The organism is Yersinia fenwicki (assembly GCF_043099325.1).
In the GTDB taxonomy this organism is placed as follows: Bacteria; Pseudomonadota; Gammaproteobacteria; order Enterobacterales; family Enterobacteriaceae; genus Yersinia.
In genome coordinates this window covers 4,596,616-4,622,729 of record NZ_CP170755.1, presented here as the reverse complement: position 1 = coordinate 4,622,729, position 26,114 = coordinate 4,596,616, and the positions used below count along the sequence as shown (strand labels likewise).

The window sequence follows — 26,114 nt, the reverse complement described above, 5'->3', positions numbered from 1 at the left end:
ATTAAGGCAAATTTAACACTTCCTCTAGGGGGATTGGGCGATAGGGCTACTTGTGTTTAACTCACTCATTGGATGGAATATGAATATGATTAATCTGCCTAGCTGCCGTTCATTTACCGAAGCCGGCCATTTATCTCAAATATCTGCGTATTACGAAGAAGGTCGCAATACTTTATGGATGTTACTTCGCGCTCATCCACGGCCTTGTTTTAACCTGGAGTTAATTGAAAATATTATGATGTTGGCTCAGGCAGCTAAGGAGTCAAAATTACCGATAGATTTTTGGGTAACAGGCTCAGTCGTACCTAATATGTTTAATGTAGGGGGCGATTTAAACTTTTTCGCCCAAATGATTAAGAATCGTAAGCGAGAAGCGCTAATGGCATATGCTCGTGCTTGTGTCGATTGTGTCCACGCCGCCTCTCGTGGGTTTGATACTGGTGCTATTTCTATTGCGATGATTGAAGGCAGTGCATTAGGTGGGGGATTTGAGGCGGCATTGGCTCATCATTTTGTGTTGGCACAGACAACCGCCAGAATGGGTTTTCCGGAGATTGCATTTAATTTATTTCCTGGCATGGGGGGATATTCACTGGTTGCCAGAAAGGCAGGTATGAGGGTGGCGGAACAACTGATTTGGACCGGGGAATCTCACGCGGCTGAGTGGTATGAGAGCCGGGGGTTAGTTGATAAGCTATTTCAACCTGGGGATGCTTATATTGCGACACGTACATTTATAGACACTATCAGGCCTAAGCTAAATGGAATGAGGGCGATGGTTCGAGTCCGGCAGCGTGTTTTACAATTAACACGTTCTGAATTAATGGATATTACAGAAGACTGGGTCGACTCTGCATTTTCTATTGAGCCGAAAGATATCGCCTATATTGAAAGGCTGGTTATGCTGCAAGACAGGCATACTTCGGGAATGCCAAAAGCAATATAGCGTTTCATCTAATTAGTTTTTACATCTAATCCAGTAAAAGGTGAGGGTGTTGTGTTACCAGCCAATGCTCCAGTTTATCTGCGGGCATTGGTTTGGCGTAAAAGAATCCCTGTTTCTCATCAACGCCAATAGAATCCAGGAATGCTTCTTCCTCTTTCGTTTCTACGCCTTCGGCAATGACCTGCATTTTTAGTGCCTCGGCGACAACAATAATGGCTTTTACCAAAGATTGTGAAATAGGATTAGTGTCAATATGGAGAACAAAACTTTGATCCAGTTTAATGGCATCTATAGGGATGCGCGCTAACTGGGAGAGTGAAGAATAACCAGTACCAAAATCATCTAAGTGAACTTGAGCACCTAAGTGGCGTAGTTGTTTCATTATATTGATAGCGGCATCTTCATTATCAATTAAGCAACTTTCAGTTAATTCAACATCGACCAAGCTAGACTCTAACTCACAGGATTCAAGAGACTCAACAAAACTGGTGACGATAGCTTCATCAATTAATTGCCGGGCAGAGACATTGACTGCAATTCGTAGGTTAATTCCACGTTTTTTCCAATCCACTGCCTGTTGCATAGAAGTTTGCAGTACCCATTTACCCAAAGGCCTGATAAGCCCAGACTCTTCTGCATATGAGATAAACTCCTGAGGAGCAATTAAACCTCGTTCAGGCGATAGCCATCTGACGAGAGCTTCGACACCGAGCACTTTTCCCGTTTTGGTTGATATTTTGGGTTGGTAAAATATTTGTAATTGATGTTGTTCTATAGCTTTGCGTAAATTGGTATCGAGCCAAACATACTCCGATACTTTTTTATTCATCTGTTGCGAGAAGATGGAATAGGTTTGTTTCCCATGTTCCTTCGCGGTATACATGGCCGTATCCGCACTGCGGATAATATTTTCCAGCGTATCACCATGTTCTGGGCATAGTGCAATACCAATCGAACAGCCGGTATATACCTCGATCAATCCAACCCGGAATGGCAATTTCATGCGGTTTAGAATTCGCTGTGTGGTTGTTTCCAGCAAATCTAAGGTAGCGTTTTCGACCAGAACAATAAACTCATCACCCCCTAACCGGGCAAGCATTTCGTTATCACCCAAGCAACTTAAAATTGCTAAAGAGACATCTTTCAGTAATCTATCACCAAACATATGACCATAATGGTCATTCACTTTTTTGAAGTTATCGAGATCGAGATAAATAATACCCACTGAGCTGTCACCGCGGGTCTGGATTGCGCTGTTTATTCGCTCATGAATGGCATGACGGTTAGGCAAGCCAGTAATCATATCGGTATTAGCCAAAATCCTAAGGCGCTCTTGGGCGCGTCGTTCTTTGGTAATGTCAGTGCCGGAACAGATAAGGTAGCGTTCATTTTTTCCGCTACCACTGTGAACAAATTTATTGCGAAATAAGAAGAGACGCTTTCCTTTGACGGTATTAACCCAACGTTCCGCTTCATAAGATGCGCCACGCTGAAAAAAACCCTCAATATTCTTCCGTGACGACGCTCCTTCCTTGGCGGTCATAAATAAGTCGTAAACATTTTTGCCAATAACATCTTGTTCTTTCTTACCGGTATATTCCTCGCTAAGGTGATTAAATCGCTGTACGCAGCCATCTTTATCGAGAATCACAATCACTGAGTTGGCTTCAGAAACAACCTGTTCAGCAAAAGAAAGGCCCATAACCAAATCCCGAGCGACAGATTCAGTATCGGCATAGGCTGAGGCTGTTCCTCCCCACTCTTTATCATTAACTTTTCGGCCAACAAGATGTAAATGGAGGGGATAACCATAAATCTCAATTTCAATATCTAAACTGGCGGTAATACCGGTTAAGCTGCGGATTTTCATTGTTTGAACAGAATTAAGGGGTATCGCAATATTTGCTATCTCTTTAATCGCCGACAGCTCTATAGCCTGGCTATCAAAGGCAAGCCGCCAAAATGGGCTATGAGTACCAAAGTAGGTGTTGAGGATCGACGTGTCTTGATCTTGGAACATATGCGACCCCCAAAAAGTGTATATGTGTCTTTTACTTACCTTAGTCAGAAATTAAGAAGACTCTATTTCTGGACTTCCCAGTAATGATAATCATCCTGACTTGTAGAGCATGACTCTACTTAGAGTGCCCACCTAATAAAGTATATGTGTAATTTATTCATACCAGATCGTAGATAGTAGCGATAATCATAGTAAATGCTCTTCCTACTTTCAGGTTGTGATGAAAGTTAAGCATGAAAAAAATAAAAGACCGAATTTTTTATATTGTTATGCTCATTTAGGCTAAATCCTAAATGAGCAGGAACGATGTGAAATACTTCACTGAGATGTTTAATGAGGGATAAGTGTATTTTTAAGCCAGTTGATGGTGAACGTATCCCAGTGGCAGCAATCTGTATATTTCATTTTAACTGTGGTTACTATCAGCTTAAAACAATGCAGAAATTTATGCCGTCACCAATAATGACGGCAATTCTGGGGGCGTCACTTGTTTTTTTGTCTTACTTAAACCGGGCTGTAATTTAAAAGTTAAGTACCATTCCGACTCCCACCTCTTCTATGTTAGCCGCACCGGCTAGTGCTATTTTGGCTTTTAAGTCAGTACAGTGGCAGGGATAGAGTGTTTGTGCATTAAGTTGCTTAAAATAGTCGGATGTTCTGGCGAGAGTGGATATTTCTGCATTTAATAGATGAAAACCACCAATAACAGCCCGAACGCGTTTATCGCCAGTGACCTTAATTGCATAATCAATAATATTACAGACCCCAGAGTGAGAGCAGCCGGTAATAATCACGATCCCCTCAGGGCTGGTATAAACTATTGCACTATCATCTATGACAAAATCGTCAACTCCATGACCGCAACAATTGATAGTTTTCCCTATAGGATGTAGCCCTTCAAAATCATTACTGCGTACTATCTCGCCTAAAAAAAGCAAATTATCAGTAAGATAATAAACCCCAGTCTGATTAATCCGTTCGAAAAATGAAGGGTAACTATCGGCCGGTAAGTTCGCGCCTATTGATTTATCTTCATGGTATTTTGGTACAAAAGCATTGGGATGAGCCACTAGCTTTATTTTCTTCACACTAGAGTAGTTGGTCCGATCAAGGTGTTGAGCGAGATGGGTTAAACCCCAGCTATGATCATTATGGCCATGAGAGATGACTACACTATCGATAGCGTTGATATCAATACCCAGAATTGCTGCATTACGTAGAAAAACGTCAGAGTAGCCTGTATCAAAAAGGTATGTTTTCCCATCAATTTTAAGGTGATAACAGACACCGGGTTCGGCTATCAGATATTTATCTATTAGGGTATTGTTATCAACCAGCACAGTTAACTGCATATCCTTTTCCTTGTTTATTCACATAATTCTGATACTCGTTTTACTTGCGACTATCGAAAAGCAATTTACATGCTAATCCGGTAAAGACTCGGCTGAGTAAATAGTTTGGCCATCGGGCTGGAAACGACCCCGCTTTAAAGCGATTACGCATATTACTGATGACTAAAATCAGGCCGCCGTTAATTATCAAACCAATAGCATTTAGAATGGTTGCTAATAGCAACATTTGCACGATAACTGAACCTGACTGAGGTGTAATAAATTGGGGAAACAGGGCTAAAACAAACAGCGCCATTTTGGGATTGAGTAGATTGGTTAATAACTCTTGCTGGAAGGCTTTGTGCGTAGATGTGGGCTGTTTTGTTGTTTTCACCGTAGAGTGCCGAGTAGACGCGAATGTTTTCCACGCCAGATAAAGTAAATAGCATGCACCCGCGATCCGTACTACATCGTAAGCCAACGGAATCGCAACAAATAGTTGTGAAAGCCCTAAAGCGGCAGCCAAAGTGTGGCAATAAGTACCTAACTGAATACCTGCAAGTGAGGCAAAACCAGCCGCTCTCCCCTGACTGAGACTACGAGAAGTGATAAGCAACATATCTGGACCCGATATCGCTGCAAGCGCTACACACGCACCGGAAAATAGCAGTAAAGTTGCTGTAGCAATCATGAACTCTCCGCAGGAATGGTAGCAAAACATGTGTGACTACCTCTGTTTGTTCAACATACTCCAGATGACGCAGGAAAAACAACGCATGTTCCGCGTTCTTGAAAATAGGGTGTAGGCATGTTTAACTTTTTAATAATCAGTGATGATTGTCTTATACCTGTTCGGTGCGAGAGTGGCGGTACGAATGATAAAAAGAGAAATATCTGAGGATGCTCCATGTTTAGTTGGAGTTTGGGAAAACGCCGTAAAGAAATATACTTGCCTCTGACCGAGGCTGATATTCAATTTTATTTTCCTAAGTAGTACTTAACTCTAGATGTAAGCACTTCTACTAATATTGTGGGCTAAATTCTTAATTATAGGTGCTTCTATTTTCATTTATAAGTAATGACATTATAATTTGTGGTTTTATAGGTGTATAGTATGAATCTAACCATCAATGAAGAATTGGATTTTTCTTTAGTAGAAAAAGTTATTTATATTAATCTTAATTCGCGTCCAGATCGGGATGCGAATATTCAAGAGCTTTTTAAAAAATTCAACGTGGCAAAAGAAAAAATAATTCGTTTTGAGGCAATACAGGCGGAACCTGGCTATATTGGTTGTGCAAAATCTCATGAGGCTGTTCTAAAAATGGCTCGTGATCATGGCTGGGACAATGTTTTAATTCTTGAAGATGATATTGTTTTCAATGATGATATTGAGAGTATTTCTTTAGCTAACCGTTTTCTTTCAATGCTAAAAGTAACCCCATGGGACGTGGCTATGCTGACCGCCAATTATTATCGGGTTATGCCTTTTTCTAATAACAATAATTTTCTTAAGTTGAAATCTGCTCACTGTGCCTGTGCTTATTTAGTGAATAAAAATTATTATCAAACCCTAATCAATGATGTGAGCGAGGCGGTTAGAAAACTAGATGCCGGTGGTGCGCAAGTCAATTGCGCACTTGATTCGCACTGGCTTCCATTAATGGCGAAAGATAGATGGTTTGGTATATACCCTAATTTTGGTTATCAAAAAGCGGGATATAGTGATATCCAGCGTTATAACGCAAATTACGAATCACTTTTTTTGAAGCCGTTGGCAGATATTAGTGTCGGCATTTACGAACATGAAAGCAATGTCGGGTAACATAGAGTTCTTTATAATATTATCTGACTAAGTTGCTGATAAGAAGATCTGTATTATTCCATATCAATTATATTAAGTATGTGGGTTTTTGCGATCAATGGAACGAAAAAAAATGTACCAAAAAGTGAAATCTCCTGGAATGATATGTGATGTGCTGAGATAAAGAAAGCCCGTAAGTTACGGGCTTTAAAGGCATTTTGCGACGTACTGAAATACGGTGAGATGTTACTCGATATTCTGGATCTGCTCGCGCATTTGTTCGATAAGCACTTTTAGCTCAATGGCTGAGTTGGTCACTTCGGCATTGATCGATTTTGATGCCAGCGTATTCGATTCGCGATTAAATTCCTGCATCATAAAATCAAGGCGGCGGCCAACGGCTTCTTTCTTCTTCAAAATATTGTGCGTTTCTTTGACGTGTGCTTCCAGACGGTCCAGCTCTTCAGCCACATCGACACGCTGCGCCATTAGCACTAATTCCTGCTCCAGGCGGGTATTTTCCAACTGAACTTGCGCTTCTTCCAGCTTACTCAGCAGACGCTCACGCTGCCACTGCAAGATGTTTGGCATGTGCGCACGAACTTTAACAATTTCTGCACTAACACCGTCAAGACGCTGTTCAATCAGGGCTTTCAAAGCCGCACCTTCGGTTTCGCGTGAAATGATAAAATCATCTAGCACAATATCCAGTGCCTGCATTAGCTCGGTGCTAATGGCATCCAAGTCTTGTTCTTCGGCGGCCATAACCCCCGGCCAGCGCAAAATATCGACTGGATTGATTTCACCTTCATCACTTTGCATTTTGACCCAGTTACCAGCTTCTACTAATTGTTTTGCCAGTTTTTCATTAAGGATCAAAGAGCTTTGCGTGCTGGCATCCAGCTCAAAACGCAAGTTGCACTCAATTTTGCCGCGAGTTAGGCGGCCACGGATGCGTTCACGAATAACGGGTTCCAGGCTGCGGAACTGTTCTGGCAAACGAATGTAAGTTTCTAAGTAGCGTTGGTTAACGGAACGCAGCTCCCAGGCTGCGCTGCCCCATTCGCCCTTAATGTCACGCCGGGCGTAGGCGGTCATGCTGCGGATCATTGTTGCGTACCCGTTTTAAAGAAAAGATGCAGGGATTATAGCCTCCAGGGCGCAGGCAGGATAGGCATTACATCACTAAGGCCGTATAATGCGCGACCAATATCGATTTAAAGCCGGAGAAAGCCCATGCGTCCAGCAGACCGAGCAGCACAACAAGTCCGCCCATTGACCCTGACCCGTAATTACACGAAACACGCTGAAGGTTCAGTGTTGGTTGAGTTTGGCGATACCAAAGTATTGTGCACCGCCACGGTTGAAGAGGGGGTTCCGCGCTTTCTGAAAGGCCAAGGCCAGGGTTGGATAACCGCTGAATATGGTATGTTACCGCGCTCGACCCATAGCCGAAATGCGCGCGAAGCCGCAAAAGGGAAGCAAGGCGGCCGCACTTTAGAAATTCAACGCCTGATCGCTCGTTCTTTGCGCGCGGCAGTAGATTTGAAGAAGTTGGGTGAATTCACCATTACTTTAGACTGCGATGTATTGCAGGCGGATGGCGGCACTCGTACTGCCTCAATCAGTGGTGCTTGTGTAGCTTTAGCTGACGCGCTGAATAAGCTGGTAGCCAGTGGTAAATTGAAAGCAAACCCAATGAAAGGGCTGGTTGCGGCAGTTTCTGTTGGTATCGTTAAAGGTGAAGCCCTTTGCGATTTGGAGTACGTAGAAGATTCTGCTGCAGAAACAGATATGAATGTGGTGATGATGGAAGATGGTCGGATGATTGAGGTGCAAGGCACCGCAGAAGGTGAACCGTTCAGCCATGAAGAGTTATTGACGTTGTTGGCTCTGGCTCGGGGAGGGATAGAAACTATCTTCCAGGCGCAGAAAGCGGCGTTGGAACAATAATTGATTTAGGCGACTTGGTAGTCGCCTTTAACATTGTATAACCTAATGAAATTAAAGGATTAATTTCTTTAAGCGTCCACGAATTGACCACGTCGATAAAAAACCCCGCATTGCGGGGTTTTAATTTCCGGTCTAATTTTCCGTGTGGTTAACCGTATTTTCTGGCGAATTCCTCATCGGAATTGCAAAGATAAATAATGAATTCAACAAAAGCGATAATTGCTGGAATGAACGTCCAAAAGAATATCAGATATAAGAATCCCTGCCCCGTTTTGCCCAGATAGAATTTGTGCACCCCGAATCCCCCAAGGAAAAAAGCCAGCAGAGCCGCAGAAACACGACTTTTATTACCTGTGGTTTGCTGAGCTGCACCGCAACTCGGGCATGCCTTGGCTGTTTCATGCATTTCTTTACCACATCCACGACAAAAAACCATGCTTGACATAATGTGTAATCCTTTTAAATCCCAAATTCCATTTAGATTATCATGCTGAATTTGTTAAATAATATTAACTAAGTCACCTCTTGCGGGTGCCTTGCAGCAGGGGTAATCTATTTCGTTTTTAATAAACTGATTTATAACTCGGTAGCTTTAACGCAACAATGATTGTAATGGTTAACAAGAGAGTAATCCATAAGGATGCTTAATACTTGAAATCCAGAATGCATTGAGCAAACAAAAAGTTATATATTGTAGTGATTGTCCAGTAGCTAATATCAGAACATAACCACCTGACCGCCGTTTTGTGGGTGGGGTTGTACCGGGTTAATTTCACCGGGCTTTGATATTGAGCGCATAAAACTTTCCATCGTTACAAAGGTATGGCCGCAATTCACATTGATGCATTGGTGATAGCGTTCTTTGGTTTCGGTGGTGATCTGGCTGCTGCTGCGGGTATGGGCGGCGCTATGGCATAAAGGGCAATTGAACATGATCCGGACTCCGGCATCATCCCGACTAAGGTCGGTGTTAATGATAATTATGCGTGATTATTAATTAAAAATCATCACTCCATATCCAGATCGTCTATTTTTACCTCTAATTCCAGCGCAGTAGTAAAGCCGGTGTCACTTACTGAGTGGGTCACAGTGACCAGCGTCCAATCAGCTTCATCAATCTGTTTTTTGAATCCGGTCACTTTAACCGGCACTTCGGGATAGAGATCCGCACGGCCCCTGGCAAGCTGAATAGAGAATTTTGCCGCGCCCCGTTGCAGCCGTTCCCAATTCGATTTAGCCGCTCGCTGTGCGTTGTGTTTACTGGCGTAAGTGGTGCGTAAGGTCAGTACATTCTCATCAGTACCTATTAGATATTCGCCCTGTTTCTCTTCCGGCTGTTTGGGCTTGGCGGCAGTGGTCGCCTTACGTTTGCGCTTTCGTTTTACCTTCACCACCGGTTTTTCCGTGGTACGGGTATTTAGCCAGTTAGCCACCACGCCGGTATAAGCGCCCCGGTCAGCCATACTAAATTGATGGCCGTCACCTAAGCTGCGGATAATACTCATCACCGGAATCGGTTTACCGCTGGCGGTTTTCGCCTGACCTTGCTTGATAAATAACAAATTGCCCTTTTTTACGGCGGCAATAGCGCCATATTGTTTCGCCAGTCGGGTAATAAAATTGCCGTCTGATTCGTTGGTTTGGTCTATATGGTCAACAGCCAAATCAGACATGGCCTTATTTAAGGTTGGGGTGAGTTTATTGCGCTCGGCAATTATCTTAATAATGCCGCCAATGGTGGTTTTATGGTAAGACTGATCACGGCGAATATTGAGCGTTTCCCGAAAATCCGCACTGCGGGCGCGAATCGTCAGCTTATCCGGTGCGCCGCTGTGCTCTATTTCATCCACGGTAAAGGTGCCTTTATCAATCAGCGCCGCCCCTTGCCAGCCCAGCGCCACCGCGATTTTAGCCCCTCGGCGGGGTAGCACTAACTGGCCGTCTGAATCATCCAGTTCAATATCAAGCTGGTCGGCCTCAAAACCGCGATTATCGGTCAAAGTTAATGACATCAACCGCTTTTTAATACCGCCACTTTTATCGATACCATCCACGGTAATAGCATAATCCGGCGCGTTATGGCCGCTACTGGACAGGATATTGATCATGATAATAACCCGCTGGCGGTGTCAGAGATTTGCGCGGCGATATCATCAAATTGCTGGGATAAATCACCAAACATTTCTTTTAAGGATTCATCGGTGCGTTTTAAGGTCAGCGTGAATTCAATCTTGCGCGCTGAACCGTCACTGAAAAACAGACTTTTGGTACGACTCAGATTCTCAATCACAAACATGCCGTGGATCGCCCCGTTCCCCTCAATCAATGACCAGGCCTTGCCGGTATCAGCCATCAACTGCAAGGCCATTAATGAGGCTTTACCGCCAGTCAGTTCGGGGTACAGCACGCCGGATAAAGTAATCGATTCCTCATCTGGCCCCAAAAACTGACTGACTGGCCGCAAGCCGATGCGCGGATTGGACGGGTGACGCCATGCCATTTGGTGCTGAAAATCTTGATAGGGGACGGTTTGCAGCATAAAGACAAACATCCCTAATGCCATCATCATGTTAGTGCTCCTTAGTCGTCATGGTCTTGATAGCTGCGGTTTGATTTACTTTGCGCCTGGCGGTTATAAGCCGCTAATTGGCGGGCCACCTCGTGGGCGATATCCTGCGCATCCTGCTGCGGCGTAGGGTAAATATTGATAATGAGCGCATCATTGCGGGTTTGATTTTGCTGATGGTTGCTGGTCTGGCCGCCGCCGTTACTGCGGTACTGTGCCGCCGGTAAGCTGTACGGATGCAGCGGTGCGGCGGCGGCCTGATAGCCACTAAAGAGCATGGAGGCAGCAGCCGCCATAGCCGCCGTATTACGGCGGCCGGTGACCTGCGCCGGGCCGTTGATAATTTCAGGGCCGTGCTCACCGACCACGCCAAATTTACCCAACGGGATGTCACCACCGTTATCATATTCACCGGTATATTTCGCGGCGATATCAGCGGCACTGTTGCCCTTTGGCGCGGGCTTCCATGTGATACCGTAGTTAGCTGCGGCGGTCGCGATGGCCGGATTCGTTTGTGCCAGTTCGCGGGTTTTCTCGGAGCGCTGTTTTACTTCATCCAGCTTTTCCAGCACCCACTTAATGGATGAGATCAGTAATTTGAGCGGTGTCATTGCCAGATTGATACCGTCAGCCAGGAACTGACCGAAAGATTTACCCGCATCGGCGGCGCTGTTTAAATCGGCGGTGGTCGATTGCACTGGCTCCAGTAACTTTTTAAACCAATTCCACACGTTTTTAACTGCATCACCAATCCAGTCAAACACCGGCCCCAGCGGTTTTAGTGCCTCTTTAATCGGGGCGGCGGCTTGCATAAAGCCCTCCACCACACCACCGAGAAATGCCTTAATCGGTTTCCAGTATTTGTAAATCAGTAAGCCAGCGCCCACGATGGCCGCCGCAATCAGGCCAATCGGGCTGATTAAAATCCCGAGCAGACTGCCCAGGCCGCCAAGGGCAAAACGCAGGAATTTAAGCGGGGACTTAGCCAGCCAGCTAATGCCATTACCCAGCATTTTAAACCCGCCGATGCCGGATTTAACCGGCGAACGCACCACATTACCCAGCCCGTTACCCAACCCCTTAAGGGTAGCAATAGCAGATTGACCGCCATTTTTAGACAGGGTGAGCAGGGAGCGGCTAAACGTGCCAATCTGACGCGTGGTTATCGGGGTGGTACTCGCCAGTTTGGACATACCCAACGACAGGCGCGGCAGTAAGCGGATACCTAATACCGAGGTGGTAAAACGCAGTAGCGCGAACGGCCCCAAAATACCGACCACAGCAATCGCCAGTGCACCAAATGCGGCAGTCGCGATAGCGACAGCAGTACCTACCTGCACAATGCCAAGGCTGATTTTGGGGTGGGCCTTGAGAAACTCAGCCACGCCATGCATAAACTCAGTAATGCTTTTGGCTGTTGACCTAAGCCACGCATCGTTTTTTTCAAATAACTCAACGCTAACGTTTTCCAGGGCGGCATGAATGATGGTCATATCGCCTTTTAAGTTGTCCAGCTTGGTTGCCGCCACCCGTGCGGCCTCGCCGTCATACTCTCCGGGCTGACCGCGCATCTTATCCAGTGAGCCATTGCCGGCTGCGTGCATCAACACACCAAAACCAGTGACGGCATATTGTCCGGCGATATCTTTATAAATAGCGCCGCGCTCAACGTTGCCCATTTTGGCGGTTTTATCATTGATATCTTTGAGGATATCCACCAGATCACGCATATTGCCGTTTTTATCGGCGGTCTTAACGCCCAATTCTTTAACGGTACTGGAGCCACCAATACGACTTAAAATACTGCGCATGGTGGTACCGGCCTGGCTGCCCTGAATACCAGCGCTACCCAGCATAGCGGTAGACGCTGCCACCGTTTCCAGACTCTGCCCATATTCGCGTCCAACGCCACCGGAATACTTCATAGACTCGCCCAGCATCGGGATATCGACGTTATTACGGGTAAACAGGGCGGTGAGCACATCCGCTACCCGATCCATTTTCTCCGCCGGAATACCCATCGCGGTTTGAATATTGGAAGCAATATCCGCCGTGGTACCGAGATCGATATCCCCGGCTGCGGCCAGATTCAGCATACCCGGCATCGCCCCGACAACCTGTTTAGGGCTATAGCCGGTGCGGCCAAGATAATATTGACCTTCGGCGACTTGTAGGTCGGTAAATTTGGAGGTCAGCGGCAAGGTTCGGGCCTGATGGCGCATAGCTTGCATTTCAGGCGAGTTTTTATCTTTAATGCGGGTGACGGCCTGAGTGCCGCTCATCATGGCGTCAAATTCATAACCGACATGCAAGGCGTTCTCTATCCCACGGCCCATTGCACGGCCAGTGGATAGCGAGGTGTAACCCAATCCGGCGGCAATGGCTTTGCGTTGATTGCTGCTATCAAAACGATTACGGGCGGCACTGAGGCGCTGTTGCTGTTGGGCCTGCTGTTCTAACCGGCGTTGTTGCGCGGTCAGTGCGGCGGTGGTGCTGGTGATATTGGCTTTAAGGGATCGCTGTGCCTGGCCTAATTGGTTAGTGGCAATGCCATTGCTTTGTAATGCGCTGCGCTGGGTGTGTAGCGCGGTGCGTAAATCATTATATTTCTGCTTTAGTTTGGCGGCCTCTTCACTGGCGCGCTTAAACTCTCTGGCTTGTTTCGCGGTCGGTGCGGCGCTGTTCTTTAGTTCATTGGCAAGCTGGCGCGCTTTATCGCGGGCGGCAGCCAGCGCCTGAGCGGCTCCATTAACCGCCGCTTTATTCTTGCGAAAGCCCTCAATGTTAGCCGCCTGGTTATTGAGTTGTTTAAGCTCTTGTTTGGAGTTTTTAATAGATGCGGCCAGCATCTTATTGCTGGCCAACATAGATTTAAATGGCTTGGTGACTTTATCAATAGCACTTAAAGAAACCTGCAAGCGGAGGTTCTTATCACTCATCACTGCCCCCGTTACGGATAATAGCCTTGTGCCGCCATTCTAAAAGTTCGCCGACAGTCATCGGATCGGTGGCTGATGGCGGCCAATGGAAGGTGACCGCAATATCAGCTACCAAATCATCAACCGTTAGGCATTCAGGTAGTCGGACTTGACCGAGTTCGGCAAGAAAAAAATCGCCAGCGCCTGAGACAGTGCGTAAATATCAGCCGGATCAAGATTGCTGATTTCCGGCACAGTCAGATTGGGGCTAGTGATACGTGGCAATACTCGAATCAAAGCGTCAACATCGGTATCTAATAGCGCTTGCAGTTTGGCCCCGCGCAATGCTCCGGCGTTAGGCTTGTTAATGGTCACTTCGGTAATGGTGGTATTACCCCGGATAATGGGTACATCCAGTGTGATTACGTTAAACTTATCACTCGAAGTCTCGGTAGGAATGAAGGGTACTTCATCTACAATGGCTGTTTTGCTCATCATGATTGTCCAAAAAAAATAAAAGATAAGAAATGAAATAAGGTGCGAAATAATCCACGCGATGGCTTCCGCCATGTTACAAGCCAATATTGCGGCGGTGGGCTTCCAACATATCGACGCCGTTGACCATTTCGACCATGTTTACAATATCGACCTCGATCAGCACTTCGCCGTCCCAGGTCAATTTGTAGTAGGTGTTTTTGGTGGAAATCTTGGTGGTGGTGTTATCACCTTGCTTGCTGTCGCCACCGTCGATTTCTTCATGGCGGCCGCGCATCACAATTTCTACCGCGTGGGTTTCGCCGGTATCGTCGCGCTGATAGGAGCCAGCAAAGCGCAGTAACACCCCGTCGACTTTGGTTACGCCCCATTGCTTGTAAATCTCGTGCTCAATGCCGCCTAACGTCCAGTCAACGTCTAATGCACCATCAGCCAGCCCCAAATCAACCTTGGCGCTGCCATTCATGCCGCCACCGCGAAAATCTTCAAATTTGCGGTTAAGTTTTGGCAAGGTGATGGACTCAACCACCCCTTGATAGCTGTTCCCGTCATTAAACACATTCAGGAACTTAAGTTTGCGTGGTAAGGCCATAATTAAGCTCCTTAGCTGTTAACGGCGGCGGCGAAATTAGCCAGATAGCGATCAGTAATGCGCTGGCGCAGGGTTAAATCTTCCAGTGGTGGCACTGGCGTATAGTCGTAATCAATAAACAGGCGGCCCGCTTTGAGGGTGTCTTTATCGTTCACGCTGTCGTCGTACCAGCAATCGCCATCGATCAAATAGCCCAATGATTTCAATTCGCGCATTTTGGCGCGAATACCCTCAATAATATCTTTTGCCAGTGAGGGGCTGAGCGGCTTATCGTTAGCCCACATATGCGCCTCGGCCATGGTGTCAGCCAATACCTGAGCGGTGCGGGTGTAATTTTCAAAGGCAAATAGCGGATCATCAGAACAAGAGCGAGAACCCCAAAAGCGATAACCGTCTTTACGGATCAACGTGGTGACGTCTTTACTGTTAAGCAAGTTGGCATCGGTGGCGCTGTTTTGCAGATCCCAAAACACATCAGCGCTAATGCCAGTAACACCATTCACTCCCACGTTAGACAGTGTTTTATGCCAGCCAACATCATTATCAATCTTGGCGCGCAAGCCGAGGGCGCGGGCGGTTGCAAAGGCGGTAGCCTCGGCATTGGTTACGGTATCCCAGCTAAGGAAATCCGGCCAAATCACCATGGCCTCTCGCTGGTTGAAGTTATCGCGGTAGATAATGGCTTCTTCTTTGGTTTTACAACCATAAGCGCTGATGTAGGCAAAAGCGCGTAAATCTTGAGCGATAGAAAGCAGTTCAGTGGCTACCGCCTTAGTGTCATGCCCCGGCACACCCAAGATGCGCGGCTTAACGTCAAACTTACCTTGCGCGGCCAACAGTGCTTTCATGCCGGTATAACGGCCATCCGGTGTGGATCCACCAATGATGTTTGACGTGGTTTCGGCTTCGGTTTCACCCTGAGCGACACGGACAACGATAGTAACGGGTTTGGTTTGGTCACCGATGGCATCCAGTGAGTGGGCTAATGTGCCGGTTTCACCGGCCTTGCCACTGGCGGCCAGCACATCGGTGAGCAATACCGGGGTATTGAGTGGAAATAGGGTGGCGTCGGCATCATCGGAGGTACAGACCATCCCTACCACCGCCGTACTGACAGTGCGGATCGGGCGAGTGCCTTCGCTAATTTCAATGACGCGCACACCATGGTGGTAATCGGTTGCAGACATGCGGTTTTCTCCGGTTAAGCGTTCATTCGCTATGATGCCGGATTGCTACGCGCGGGGCAGGTTATGGGGATTGTGTGAGGGATGGCACAACGAAAAAGCCCCGTAATCGGGGCTAATAAGCTGGCTTATACCGTAGGCGGCCAGGTGGGAACAATATAACCTTGATTTACCGCTTCAATCAGCAACCATTGCGGGATCTCCGGCAATTCAATTAACGGCCAGTTTTCTTGTGTCGGCCATGCGCGACAGCTGGATCGGATGGCAAGCAACTCTGTCTGTTGTGCTGCGGTCAGCAAGGTATCACCAATGCAATAATCACTGAGCATCAGTGAGTCTGTCGCCATGATTAAGGCGTCACGGTATTTTCTGGCTATAGAGGCTACAGCATCAGCATCTGTGCCCCACCGCTTGCCATCCCATTTATCAAATGGGGTCGCGGGTGCTTTGTCAGTCGAATCGTCTGGATAATTGCCAATTTGGCTTACGGCAAATGCCCCCCCCGTTACTGTGCTATAGCGAATCTCTCCCCGGTGATCTGCCACATATTCCCACGCTGATTGGTCGGACATGCGGCAAATAACAAAGCCCTTTTTGGGGTTAGGTGGCGAGTCTAAATAAGCGTGGGCTGGCAAGCCTTGCCCTGTGTTTATAAGCTCATCACTTGAACCCATATATTCACGGGTATCCGGCATGGCATTATGCACAATGACGGTTCCGGTGCTTGTCGCATAGCCATCTTTATCAAATTGAATCGTCATTATGCTGCTCTCACAATGAAATTAAAGGCGATATTACGCGGACGAACATACCAACGGCTACGTGGGCCATTACTGGCATTGCCCGACATATTGGCCACCCCGCCGAAAACTCCCGAATTAAACTCACTTTCACCATTGCCTAATACAATGCCGGTAGACACTGTATTATTTTCAATATTGGGCTGTACCCACGTCGCGGTCTGCGTCGTCAATAATCCGCGGGCGCTATCAACCCCCCGCCCATCATCCCACCCCCTCATAAACTCACCGCGCAAATCTGGCAATACCCCTGTGGGATATTTAAGGGCCAGTTTTGGATAGGTCGTGGTACTGAAAGTGCCCCCGTTGAGTTTAAAGAATACAACCCCCATTGCTGTTTCAGGAATTGCGGCAAGAGGATATGGTATCGGCACACCAATAGGGAAAGCAGTGTCAATCAACTTGCGAACATCCGTCATATTCGCAAAGTCACTTAAACCAAGATTGGCAAGAGTGGCAGCAACAGCTGTTGCGCCAGCGGCGGCAATTTCAGAAAGGTTGCTAGCTATTTTTAGAGCATTATCACTTACAGTCTTGACCGCTTTCGGCGTAGCGGCTAACGCTTCGCTATCGCTGGTTGTGGCGCTACTTAATTTCACAAAGCCTTTTTCGGTCTTGCTGGCATCCGGGTGATTGCGCGATTTTTCATGCTCGGTTAGCAGATTGTCAGCATATTGCTTAACCTCAATTACCTTATCATCCACTTTTTTATCAACGTATTGGCGCGTTGCCAGCACCACCGAGGGATCAATTTTCAGCGTGACTGCATCGGTACTGCTGACAATCAATACCATGCGCACGGTTTGCGTACGGCCGCTACCTTCCTGCAATTGGGGTTTGTAGGTTTCGGGGCAGTTGGCAATGGCAATGAGTACGCCATCTTTATCAAATAGACCAACTTCACGTATCCACCAACCGCCGTCCGTTTCCGGAATAACCTGTTCCGCGATAATCTGGCTATTATTAGCCGCATCAATACTTAATGAATTCAATGCAGCGCGGCGTTTTTCACCGATAAGCTGTGTTTGTGCGGGGCTAGGTGTTGGCAACGCGCCGCCGCCGTCACCCACCGCCATATGCGTAATTTGTAATTGGGTACCGAGAGCAGCCGCATTTGCCAGCTTGGCCGCCCCCAAATTGGTCAGTAGCGCAAAATATTTCACTGTCATGGGTTCACTCTCATATCATCAATCAGATGCACCACGCCACCGCAATAGCCTTGGCCGGTGACGGTAATGGTTTCGGGTAAATAGGGATAAATAGTCATTTCGTCGCCGTCATAACTGGCGGCGCTAACAGGAAGGGTTCCGGTGACATCCAGATTGATAGACAGACCGATCAGATGGCGACTGCATGGTTTGGCATCCTCAATCAGTCGCTCTAATTCCTGATACATTTCCTCGGTAATACCGGTTTCCAGCACACCAACATCCAGGCGAAACGTGCCGGGAGCCTCGTTGGTTTTCCACCACTCAATTACGCGGATAAGGTAGCCGAGCGGCTCCACTACGCGGCGGATCGCGCCAATGGTGCCTTTGCGTTTATGCACGGCGTAAGAGGCTTTGACGACGGCGCGCTTTGTCGCTTCCGACCAATTCTCATCCCAGCGATCCACCGACCAGGCCCACGCCAGATAGGGCAGTAATTCCAGCGGGCAGGTCTCCGCGTTCCATAGCTGGCGTAATGGCACCTTAATATCCGCCATGCGCGCACAGGCTTGCGCGGCGGCGATTTCCAACGAGGTAGAGCCAACCGGCAGTAAGCGTTTATTCATCTGAGCCACCCGCCGTTAATGTATAGCCGGTGCAATAAGCCGCTTGTGTTTTATCCAACACCACATCAGTTACCGGCGCGGTCAACTCAACTCGCTGCACCCCCTCAACATGCAGCGCGGCATAAATCGCCGATTTACGAATATCGCGCCCTAATCGGCGCTGAGTACTGATATAGCTTTGCAATTGGGCTTCTGATGCCGCACGGATAGGCTCGGCTTCCGGCCCTGGGTAAAAATAGAGCGTGGCGTCAATCTGGTATTCCACGATATCAGCGGCGTTAACCGTCAATCGGTCGGCTACCGGCCGCACATTTTCATCATTCAGGGCGACAAACACTGTATCCAATAAATCCTGCGGTGCCGTGCCGTTCCCCTCACGGGATAGCACGGTGATGGTAACGCAAGCGGGGGACGGGCTAATTGCGGAGGCGTCAGCAATGCGGCCATCCGCACTGCGGGCGTGATACTCATACGCGCCGGTCGGCCCCGCCACACTTAGCCCCTCAAAGGCTTGCGGAATGCGTACCCGGAAATCGTCGTCAGATTCCATCACTGCCATAATCGGTGGGATAGCATCAGGATCAGCCAGTGTGATGGTTAATCGCTCAATACCACTATTCGCGCCGAGGTGATCTAAATCACTACCAATGGCATGAGCCACCATCACCGCCTGTGCGCCTTCATTGACGCGCTGGCGTAACAGCAATTCACGGTAAGCGTTTTCCTGCAACAGCTTCACGATGGGTTCAGACTCAAACGACAGCGTTAAGCGCACGGCGTCTTGCTGGTCTGCGGGGTATAAGGCAATAAACTCTTCTTTGCGCACCGCGAAAAGGGTTTCAAAATCCAGTGATTCAACCACCAGAGGGGCGGGCAACATACTTAGGTCAATGGTTGGCATTATTGGCCCCCTAGTGGCACGGTCAGACTTAACCGGTTATTGCTGTCTGTGCGACTGCCGGTTAAATCCACTATCATCTTGCCGTCAATTTGTGTGGTAATACTGATGGCGTTCAGGATTACGCGCGGCTCCCAGCGCATCACCGCACCATACACAGCGGCCATCATTTTTAGCCGTAAGGCGGGATTCTGAGGCTGGTCGATCAGAGTTGATATCAGCGAACCATAATCACGGCGCATGACCCGCGAGCCTTGCGGTGTGGTCAGGATGTCACTGATAGACTGGCGAATATGGTCAATATCCCCGATGGCTAAACCGCTATGGCGATCCATGCCGATATATTTGTAAGTTGTCATTTAATCCCCGTCGTATAATCCCCGCCACGCTGCACTTGACCGTGGTCATGCTCATCGACAACCACACCATTAGATGAAAACTTACCGCCGCTATGTTCAATGTTTCCGCTCATCTTGCCGCCTTGTTTAACGTTCAATGTGGCGGTGGTCAGGTTATTGGTGCACTCCACTTCGGGCGTATTCAGTAGGATTTTGACTGAGGCGGCGCAGGTAATATTAGGGGCAGTTACACTGACTGACTTGCTGGCATCAATCGCCGCCGAGGCAATTCCGGTTACCGCTAAATGGCTGGTTTCCGGCTCATACTCAAAACGCGCACCATCGGGAAAGGTGATCACGATGGCATCAGCCGATTGTGACGGGGCAGGATTGGCATCCGAAAAGATGGCGGGCAGCACAAAGCCGGTGGTGAGTTCACCGCCGATACTGAGCACCATGACTTGCTCACCCACTGAGGGCGCAGACCAAAAACACACCCGACCGGCGCGCAGGGTTAACCAATTGAGCCAGTCGGTTTCAAGGTTGCCGATTTTGACTCGGCATAATCCGCTAGCAAGATCGACGTCTGAGACGATGCCAATGCGGATAATGTTAGCCAATAGGCGTTTGAGGCCAGCAATAAGGATATTCATTCGGTCAGTCTGCCGTCTACGGGCGCGCGGGGCATGTGATGGGTTTTGTGTGAGGGATGGCACAAGAGAGAATGTATCGAGCACAGTCATGTCTATCTGCACTGCAGCGGTTGAGATGGGTCATTTTAAATGTGCATGACGGGAGCGGCCAACACAGATAAAAATGACTATTTGGCGATATGCTCTAACGCTAAATCGCCTATCCACTCGATATCGCTGTCAGTAAAACCAAGTAATTGGCGGCGCTCGTATTTCACTGTTGGCCCGTTCTTTGTGACTTTATCCCGCAAGCCGTAGTGGTGCACCCTAACCAAATTATTGACCGTACTGCTAAAGGTGACGGCGGCCTCATCGCTGTTGGATTCGCTTTTGATAAAACGGGCGGTGCGTAATTTGGTAAACATCTTGCGTTTGATGCGGCCTTGTTTATCTCGGCGTTTTTTCTTGCGGGCTACAAAGGGGGATCCGTCAGGATTTTGTTGTGCCTGGATATGCTTTTGCTGGCGCTGACGGAGTTCTTTAGATACCTGGCGCATAAACGCGCCGCGCGCCTGTGGGGATAATTGCGCCAGCAAGATTGATAATGTCTGGTCTAATTCGTGCAGGTCATTCACTCGGCCCACTCCGCTACGGTTTCGCCGTCAATATTCACCTTGTAACTTTTGACAAAGTATTCCGGTGGCACCGGCTCGTCCAAATGAGTCACGGTGAATACACCTTCTTTCTCTTTGACGATGGTTCGCTCGGTCAACTTGAGATCAATACTGATATCTCGCAGCTTGTTATCCAGATAATCCACCTCAAAAGTGAAACTATCTGGCCTTTTATCGGGGTTTGCCATGATATCCGGCTGGTTTGTGCGCAACCAATGCAGGATAGGGACAATGATCAAATCTAAATTATCGGCATAATCCGTAATCACCAGATTTAAGGTGTACTGATACTCAAACGATAATGACGGGGCGAGCGTGGCAATAATGGCCCCGTTGTCGATAAACACATGCAAGCAATCGGGGTTTTTCTTGATGTACGACACGGATTTCATGATATTGGCGCGCAAGGATTCAGGCTTTAGCATCGGGAGCGGCCTCTTGCTGGCAAATGAGTACCGTATCAACCTGCGCCGCGCAGGCGTGTAAAGCGGCTTCTAACTGGTCGATATCGTCGTTTAAATCGCCGTTAGTTTGCGGGCTGGCCGCTGGAAACAGGCAAGGCGTGACTGTCGGACAGCCATTGACGGTAATCTGCGGCCCCGGTGAGGGCGGGGCGTCTGCGCAGCCGGATAATATCATCAGGTAGGGGGGTATCAGCCCAATGGCGTAACGTTTCATTTTCACGGTATAACCTCTTAAGCTGGTTGTTGCGTTGCGCCAGCAACTGATCCGCATTAGCAACCTGTTGGCGTAACTGCGCCTGTGCCTGATTGTTGGCATTGGCGGTCAGTGCCAGGGCGATAAGCTGGCCGTTTTTACTGGCTGTTTCGGCTGCTTGCATATCAATCACTGCTTGCCGAGCCTCAGACAAACGGTAAGTTTGCACGCCACCGGCGACCAACAAGGCGGCGGCGACTGTCCAGGCGAGTGGGGCGGTATTGATAATTGACATGGATTAGCCCGGATATTGACGGGCGGGCAATTGAAAATGCGGGCCGTCTTTAAAGGTTGTCCAGTTACCGCCCCATTCCACGGCGATCCCCAGTTCGGCAGCGGCCTGTTTCATGGCGTCGGCCATCGGATAGAAATATTTCCATTCCCAACTGACCTTACCGTCCGGTAACGGCACGATATCCACCGCATGGCCGGTTAAATGGCGGCTGTTCAGGGTTTGGCTGGCACCGGCTTTGACTAATTCACGCTGACGTTCCACTGTGCGGCGGCCCTCAATCACTTTAAAATCAATCGGGGTGAGCTCCAGCGCCCGGCGTACCACCTTAACCAAATCAGGATGCACGCCGATCAAGTTGATTTCACTGGCCTTACCAAAAATGAATTTATTGTTTGGCATCGGTGGTTCCCGCCTTTTTGTTGATGACTTTGAATACCAGTTCACGAATGGCTTGTAAGCCAATCAGCCCGATTAGGCAGCTAATAAAGATTTCTACTTTCCCGGCGGCGACTTCGGTTAATGCGCCATTCAGCCAAGGAATGGCGTCAATCAAGTGAATGAGCATGGGTGATATCACTGGGCCGATATTGACGCCGACCAGCCCACACACCACGCCCTCGCCGATGCCTTCACGTAATTTACCGCCGCCCCAAACCACGCGACGAAACGCCACAATAAAGGCGACAAAAAAGCCATTTATCATGGTGGAATGGGCGGAATAAAAGGCCAGTGCCGCACCTATCCAACTTGGATCTTTTTCTGGCATCTTCATGTCCGTTACCCCCTTATGGGGAATTGTGCAATTAGTCCCAAAGTTGCAGGGTTTGCGTGGTGGTTGCGGTGCTCACTTCGGGCATTTCCACCGGATAACCGTGCGGTAAAAACGGCCCGATATCGGATAGCCCCGGATTAGCCGCCAACACTTTTTCTGTCACACCCTCAGTGCGGCCGTAGTAGCGCCAGCACATGGCATCAACGGTGTCGTACTGCTGCGCCAGAATGCGCATTAAATCAACTCCACCGTCATGCGGTTGATCGCCTGAATATCGTTAATCGCCCAGGCAGCATCGCGGCGCAGGTTATCAATGGTCGGCTCCAGTGAATCAGCCCTTTTGCCACCTGCGCCAGTGGTATCAAATCCGCGAAAACGATCAGTCAAACGGGCTTGCATCAGACAAAACACCGCGGTGCGATACAACTGGATATGAGTGCTTTCGTCGTCCAGTTTTTCCGCTGGTACATCAGCCGCCGACAGGTAGCCTTTCTTTTGCTGAGTTAAACGCCAAACAGACAAGCGACCATTCACTTCATTGATGGCAAACAGTGCCGCCTCAATCACGCGCGGCTGCGTGATAGTGCCATCTTGACGCGACTCTTCACGGTACTGATTCAGATCAATATCCGGCCAGAAACCGTCATTTTTGATAACGCCCTTTTCCGTTGTCTCTACCAGTTCCGGCGCTTCGGGTGTTTGATTGCTGTTAATGACGATTTCCATGCTGAGACTCTCAAAATAAGCGGGCGGTGGACGGCGGCCTTGTTAGGGTAAAAAATATCCTGACTTGGCTACCGTGCCGCCCTCGCCGGGGCGTAAGGTTATGAGGCTGCTTTAATCAGCTTCTCAAGATTCTTGATATCGGTTTTTACACCGCTGTTATCATCCAGTTGCAGCGCCGTTTTCAGGTTTGCCAGTGCGAGAACGTTATCGCCGTCCTGACGCAGGGCATAACCCACAAACTTATGCAGCCGAGCGCACACCATATCCGGCATATCCTGACCGGTGAGAATTTGTTGGGCGCGCAAAAGCTGCGGGGTATCCAATGGCTTTTTATCGGTCAAGGTACGCTGTGCAATGGCGGCGACTTCCTCGGCAATCAGGCATGCGGTGGTGCGCTTAAAGCTTTCTGGCGTGACCAAATCGTGCTTAATGGCGTACTCGGCAATATCCAAACCGCGAGTGATGTCGCCCACATCCAAATGCCAAATCAACATGCGCATAAGGATATCGTCCTGCTCACCGCTCCCTTTCGCCAGCACGCCCGCCACCCACGGTTGATAAGTGGGTAACATGCCTTGTTTAACTTCGGCCTTGCGGGCTATCGACTCAATACGGCCCAATTGGGCCATATCCTGTTGCAGCTTGAACAACAACAGTTCGTAGTTACTGGCGTGGCTCAGTGTGGCCGCCTCACTCAGTGAGTCCGAGTGTTGAGCCGCCACAAATAGCCGATGGCGGCGAACGGGGTTGCTCATAATGGATTAACCTTCTGCTGGGACGGAGAAATCACCGAATTCAATGTTTTCAATGAATGCCACGCAGCCAAAATCCTCAACCACATAGGCTTCATTGACCGACTCATAGTTTTCAATGCGATCCCGTTTTGGATTGTCGATGATTGAACGGCGGCGAGTACCGTCTTGCCAGTAGATAGACAGGTTATCCAGGCGAGTGATAAGAATGGCATTCGCTGGGAAAGAGGGCGCGCGCACCGCTGGCTGACCGCCAACACGCTTCTGGCTGATAATTAAATCTGCAGCCAGTGCTTCGGTGTTCGGTTGTTCTTTATTGACGATTGGGAAGTATTTATCTGCCAGTAACTGACGGCCCACAATGGCGACTAATTCGGTATCTTCCTGGAACCAAGGTTGGATCATCTCATCGGTGGCCGCCATCACCAGCGCATCCAGATTCTGGAAGTCGCCGCCTTTGCCGATGCGGATTTTTGGCGAAATCACGTTACCTTGCTCATCAACCACTTTATCCATCACCTGACCTGGCGCATTGTCTCGAATACTTTGCAGCCAACCGATATTGACGTCTTGCAAGAGCATATTAACCGTGTGGTCAGAGGTTTTCGCACGATGCGTGCCGTTAAAGCCGATCATGATGCGATCCAGCGCCTGGCGCTTCACAATGGCATCACGGATGCGCGTTTGAAAATCAGGGAATTTAGACCACATGTCCAACTTAGGATAAGGCAATGCGGTGTCAAAGTTGGTTTGGGTGCAATTGTAGCGAGTGCCGTCCAGACCACTTGGATCGGAGGCTTCACGCTCTTTCAAGCTGGTGTCGGTGGTGCTGGCAATCGGACGTTCGATACCCAAACCGACCTTTTCACCCTCTTTTTCATCCACCGGGTAAATGTTGATTTTTGACAGAAAAGCACTGCTTCCCTGCTGTTTGGTTTCCAGTTTTTGCGCAATGGACGGTTCAACGGTAAATTTCGCGCTGATATCCTCTTTGCTGTCCAAATTATTTAATCGGGCAACTTGCTGTAAAAACTGGTTGTACTGAAATCGGGTCGTTTTTTTCATGTGAAATTAAATCCTTAACGTAGCAAGCGGGCTGACTTAGCAATCCGTCAGAATGGCGCTGTCATTGCCGGTTGATGGTTCGCGCTGGGAGAAACTGCGATCTGTATTGCTGAGCGTGGTTTTTAACGTGGCAAGCTCTTGATTTGTCGCATCGCTGGCCGCTTTGAGGTCGGTAAATTTCTGTTCCAAAGCAGTAAGGGCGCTAAATTTCCCCTCAACCTGCTGCGCAACCAATTCAACCGCCTGATGCACATCGTTAAACTGCGCATCATCGCCAGTCTGTTTTTTGGTAAACATGGTCTTTATCGTGGTCAGTAAGTTAGTTTTGGGTTCTTGCTCGGCTTCGAATTCAAGATTGATTTCTGTGGCTTCGGTAAAAATGGCATCTGACTGGCTTTTGCGTGATGCCAGCGGGCTATGCTCGCTTTGGGCGCAAAACGTTAGCATTTCAGCACCTAATGAGGCGGGAACATCGGTAAAACCGATGCCGGTCAAATAAGCCTTGCCGGTATCAGCAAATTTCTCAATATATTCAATGCTGGAATAGACCTTTTGCCGCGCCTGGCGCAGTTTTACCAGATCGTCAGTGGCATCTACCTGGACAAGCAGCGCTAATTTACCTTTCAGTGGCCCGTCTGCGATTTCCTCATACTTGGCCGCCGTGATATCGCCATAAGCGCGGAACTGGCTATCAGGAAAAACACTCTTGATGTGTTCCAGATTGGCGCGTGAACCACGAAAAGCCGGGTTGTAGCTTTCGGCCATTTCAATAATGTGTGCGCGTGGCACATGGCGGCCATCACTGGTTGCCCCCTCAACGACGGCACGGAAAAACTTGGATATTGGCATGTGATTGATCCCGGTCTGATTCGATAGTAGTGACCTATGTTGGCGACCAGCGACCAACGGAACAATCAGGCGC

Annotated in this window: 33 protein-coding genes; 3 read left to right on the top strand and 30 right to left on the bottom strand. The window is 48.5% G+C overall.

Translation table 11 applies throughout. The annotated features are described in order from the left end of the window. The first annotated feature begins 79 nt into the window (after positions 1-79). On the top strand, positions 80-946 hold the full coding sequence (locus tag ACF3VQ_RS21035) for a crotonase/enoyl-CoA hydratase family protein (RefSeq protein ID WP_392432832.1): 867 nt from the start codon (positions 80-82) through the stop codon (positions 944-946). 25 nt (positions 947-971) lie between these two features. Here ACF3VQ_RS21035 and pdeR read toward each other — a convergent pair whose 3' ends face one another. From pdeR to ACF3VQ_RS21020, 3 genes are all read right to left on the bottom strand, one after another. Continuing rightward, complete coding sequence (gene pdeR / locus ACF3VQ_RS21030; RefSeq protein ID WP_392432831.1) at positions 972-2,966, bottom strand: cyclic di-GMP phosphodiesterase; 1,995 nt, start codon at positions 2,964-2,966, stop codon at positions 972-974. A gap of 521 nt (positions 2,967-3,487) precedes the next feature. Beyond that, positions 3,488-4,318 (bottom strand): MBL fold metallo-hydrolase, encoded by an 831-nt coding sequence (locus ACF3VQ_RS21025; RefSeq protein ID WP_392432830.1) that lies wholly within the window; start codon positions 4,316-4,318, stop codon positions 3,488-3,490. 40 nt (positions 4,319-4,358) lie between these two features. After that, positions 4,359-4,988, bottom strand: coding sequence for a LysE family translocator (locus ACF3VQ_RS21020; protein ID WP_392432829.1), 630 nt, complete (start codon positions 4,986-4,988; stop codon positions 4,359-4,361). A gap of 423 nt (positions 4,989-5,411) precedes the next feature. Here ACF3VQ_RS21020 and ACF3VQ_RS21015 point away from each other — a divergent pair, with 423 nt between their 5' ends. Further along, on the top strand, positions 5,412-6,122 hold the full coding sequence (locus ACF3VQ_RS21015) for a glycosyltransferase family 25 protein (protein ID WP_392432828.1): 711 nt from the start codon (positions 5,412-5,414) through the stop codon (positions 6,120-6,122). A gap of 225 nt (positions 6,123-6,347) precedes the next feature. Here ACF3VQ_RS21015 and ACF3VQ_RS21010 read toward each other — a convergent pair whose 3' ends face one another. Beyond that, entirely contained in the window at positions 6,348-7,211 is an 864-nt protein-coding gene (locus ACF3VQ_RS21010; RefSeq protein WP_392432827.1) for a YicC/YloC family endoribonuclease, read from the bottom strand. Between the two features lie 126 nt (positions 7,212-7,337). Here ACF3VQ_RS21010 and rph point away from each other — a divergent pair, with 126 nt between their 5' ends. Continuing rightward, positions 7,338-8,054: a ribonuclease PH gene (rph, locus tag ACF3VQ_RS21005; RefSeq protein ID WP_005175960.1), complete on the top strand. Its 717-nt coding sequence runs from the start codon at positions 7,338-7,340 to the stop codon at positions 8,052-8,054. A 148-nt stretch (positions 8,055-8,202) separates the two neighbouring features. Here rph and ACF3VQ_RS21000 read toward each other — a convergent pair whose 3' ends face one another. The 26 genes from ACF3VQ_RS21000 to ACF3VQ_RS20875 all read right to left on the bottom strand — a co-directional run bounded on the left by ACF3VQ_RS21000 (position 8,203) and on the right by ACF3VQ_RS20875 (position 26,041). Beyond that, a complete protein-coding gene (locus ACF3VQ_RS21000) occupies positions 8,203-8,499 on the bottom strand; it encodes a TM2 domain-containing protein (protein ID WP_392432826.1) in 297 nt (98 codons plus the stop codon). 272 nt (positions 8,500-8,771) lie between these two features. Next, entirely contained in the window at positions 8,772-8,987 is a 216-nt protein-coding gene (locus tag ACF3VQ_RS20995) for an ogr/Delta-like zinc finger family protein (RefSeq protein ID WP_004706384.1), read from the bottom strand. Positions 8,988-9,061: 74 nt separating this feature from the next. After that, positions 9,062-10,162, bottom strand: coding sequence for a phage late control D family protein (locus ACF3VQ_RS20990; protein WP_392432825.1), 1,101 nt, complete (start codon positions 10,160-10,162; stop codon positions 9,062-9,064). After that, positions 10,159-10,623: a phage tail protein gene (locus ACF3VQ_RS20985; protein ID WP_392432824.1), complete on the bottom strand. Its 465-nt coding sequence runs from the start codon at positions 10,621-10,623 to the stop codon at positions 10,159-10,161. The genes ACF3VQ_RS20990 and ACF3VQ_RS20985 overlap by 4 nt, the downstream gene beginning before the upstream one ends. Positions 10,624-10,634: 11 nt before the next feature. Next, positions 10,635-13,559 (bottom strand): phage tail tape measure protein, encoded by a 2,925-nt coding sequence (locus tag ACF3VQ_RS20980; RefSeq protein ID WP_392432823.1) that lies wholly within the window; start codon positions 13,557-13,559, stop codon positions 10,635-10,637. Further along, entirely contained in the window at positions 13,552-13,674 is a 123-nt protein-coding gene (locus tag ACF3VQ_RS20975; protein WP_049648479.1) for a GpE family phage tail protein, read from the bottom strand. Before ACF3VQ_RS20975 ends, ACF3VQ_RS20980 begins: the two co-directional genes overlap by 8 nt. A gap of 11 nt (positions 13,675-13,685) precedes the next feature. Further along, complete coding sequence (locus tag ACF3VQ_RS20970) at positions 13,686-14,033, bottom strand: phage tail assembly protein (protein WP_392435751.1); 348 nt, start codon at positions 14,031-14,033, stop codon at positions 13,686-13,688. Positions 14,034-14,109: 76 nt separating this feature from the next. Next, a complete protein-coding gene (locus ACF3VQ_RS20965) occupies positions 14,110-14,625 on the bottom strand; it encodes a phage major tail tube protein (protein WP_145537975.1) in 516 nt (171 codons plus the stop codon). Between the two features lie 11 nt (positions 14,626-14,636). Beyond that, positions 14,637-15,812, bottom strand: a complete 1,176-nt coding sequence (locus ACF3VQ_RS20960; RefSeq protein ID WP_392432822.1) for a phage tail sheath protein — start codon at positions 15,810-15,812, stop codon at positions 14,637-14,639. 125 nt (positions 15,813-15,937) lie between these two features. Further along, complete coding sequence (locus ACF3VQ_RS20955; protein WP_392432821.1) at positions 15,938-16,570, bottom strand: phage tail protein; 633 nt, start codon at positions 16,568-16,570, stop codon at positions 15,938-15,940. Beyond that, positions 16,570-17,778 carry a phage tail protein gene (locus tag ACF3VQ_RS20950; RefSeq protein WP_392432820.1) on the bottom strand — a complete coding sequence of 403 codons (1,209 nt, stop codon included), beginning with the start codon at positions 17,776-17,778 and terminating at the stop codon, positions 16,570-16,572. The genes ACF3VQ_RS20955 and ACF3VQ_RS20950 overlap by 1 nt, the downstream gene beginning before the upstream one ends. After that, positions 17,775-18,383, bottom strand: a complete 609-nt coding sequence (locus ACF3VQ_RS20945) for a phage tail protein I (RefSeq protein WP_392432819.1) — start codon at positions 18,381-18,383, stop codon at positions 17,775-17,777. Before ACF3VQ_RS20945 ends, ACF3VQ_RS20950 begins: the two co-directional genes overlap by 4 nt. After that, complete coding sequence (locus ACF3VQ_RS20940; RefSeq protein ID WP_392432818.1) at positions 18,376-19,284, bottom strand: baseplate assembly protein; 909 nt, start codon at positions 19,282-19,284, stop codon at positions 18,376-18,378. The genes ACF3VQ_RS20945 and ACF3VQ_RS20940 overlap by 8 nt, the downstream gene beginning before the upstream one ends. Continuing rightward, positions 19,284-19,640 (bottom strand): GPW/gp25 family protein, encoded by a 357-nt coding sequence (locus tag ACF3VQ_RS20935; RefSeq protein ID WP_392432817.1) that lies wholly within the window; start codon positions 19,638-19,640, stop codon positions 19,284-19,286. Before ACF3VQ_RS20935 ends, ACF3VQ_RS20940 begins: the two co-directional genes overlap by 1 nt. Next, the gene (locus tag ACF3VQ_RS20930) at positions 19,637-20,272 is read right to left on the bottom strand and encodes a phage baseplate assembly protein V (RefSeq protein ID WP_392432816.1); all 636 of its coding nucleotides are present in this window, start codon (positions 20,270-20,272) and stop codon (positions 19,637-19,639) included. Before ACF3VQ_RS20930 ends, ACF3VQ_RS20935 begins: the two co-directional genes overlap by 4 nt. Positions 20,273-20,439: 167 nt before the next feature. After that, entirely contained in the window at positions 20,440-20,886 is a 447-nt protein-coding gene (locus ACF3VQ_RS20925) for a phage virion morphogenesis protein (protein WP_392432815.1), read from the bottom strand. After that, positions 20,883-21,350 (bottom strand): phage tail protein, encoded by a 468-nt coding sequence (locus tag ACF3VQ_RS20920; RefSeq protein ID WP_392432814.1) that lies wholly within the window; start codon positions 21,348-21,350, stop codon positions 20,883-20,885. Before ACF3VQ_RS20920 ends, ACF3VQ_RS20925 begins: the two co-directional genes overlap by 4 nt. Further along, a complete protein-coding gene (lysC, locus tag ACF3VQ_RS20915) occupies positions 21,337-21,561 on the bottom strand; it encodes an Rz1-like lysis system protein LysC (RefSeq protein WP_392435749.1) in 225 nt (74 codons plus the stop codon). The genes ACF3VQ_RS20920 and lysC overlap by 14 nt, the downstream gene beginning before the upstream one ends. After that, positions 21,452-21,877, bottom strand: a complete 426-nt coding sequence (lysB, locus tag ACF3VQ_RS20910; RefSeq protein WP_392432813.1) for an Rz-like lysis system protein LysB — start codon at positions 21,875-21,877, stop codon at positions 21,452-21,454. The genes lysC and lysB overlap by 110 nt, the downstream gene beginning before the upstream one ends. Before the next feature lie 3 nt (positions 21,878-21,880). Continuing rightward, positions 21,881-22,276 carry a M15 family metallopeptidase gene (locus tag ACF3VQ_RS20905; protein ID WP_145538878.1) on the bottom strand — a complete coding sequence of 132 codons (396 nt, stop codon included), beginning with the start codon at positions 22,274-22,276 and terminating at the stop codon, positions 21,881-21,883. After that, complete coding sequence (locus tag ACF3VQ_RS20900) at positions 22,263-22,649, bottom strand: phage holin family protein (protein WP_221865623.1); 387 nt, start codon at positions 22,647-22,649, stop codon at positions 22,263-22,265. The genes ACF3VQ_RS20905 and ACF3VQ_RS20900 overlap by 14 nt, the downstream gene beginning before the upstream one ends. A gap of 31 nt (positions 22,650-22,680) precedes the next feature. Further along, on the bottom strand, positions 22,681-22,884 hold the full coding sequence (locus ACF3VQ_RS20895; protein WP_032910092.1) for a tail protein X: 204 nt from the start codon (positions 22,882-22,884) through the stop codon (positions 22,681-22,683). After that, positions 22,884-23,375 (bottom strand): head completion/stabilization protein, encoded by a 492-nt coding sequence (locus ACF3VQ_RS20890; RefSeq protein ID WP_392432812.1) that lies wholly within the window; start codon positions 23,373-23,375, stop codon positions 22,884-22,886. Before ACF3VQ_RS20890 ends, ACF3VQ_RS20895 begins: the two co-directional genes overlap by 1 nt. Positions 23,376-23,473: 98 nt before the next feature. Next, a complete protein-coding gene (gene gpM, locus ACF3VQ_RS20885) occupies positions 23,474-24,130 on the bottom strand; it encodes a phage terminase small subunit (RefSeq protein WP_392432811.1) in 657 nt (218 codons plus the stop codon). Positions 24,131-24,136: 6 nt separating this feature from the next. Beyond that, on the bottom strand, positions 24,137-25,192 hold the full coding sequence (locus ACF3VQ_RS20880; RefSeq protein WP_392432810.1) for a phage major capsid protein, P2 family: 1,056 nt from the start codon (positions 25,190-25,192) through the stop codon (positions 24,137-24,139). Between the two features lie 36 nt (positions 25,193-25,228). Then, on the bottom strand, positions 25,229-26,041 hold the full coding sequence (locus ACF3VQ_RS20875) for a GPO family capsid scaffolding protein (protein ID WP_392432809.1): 813 nt from the start codon (positions 26,039-26,041) through the stop codon (positions 25,229-25,231). Positions 26,042-26,114: the final 73 nt, after the last annotated feature.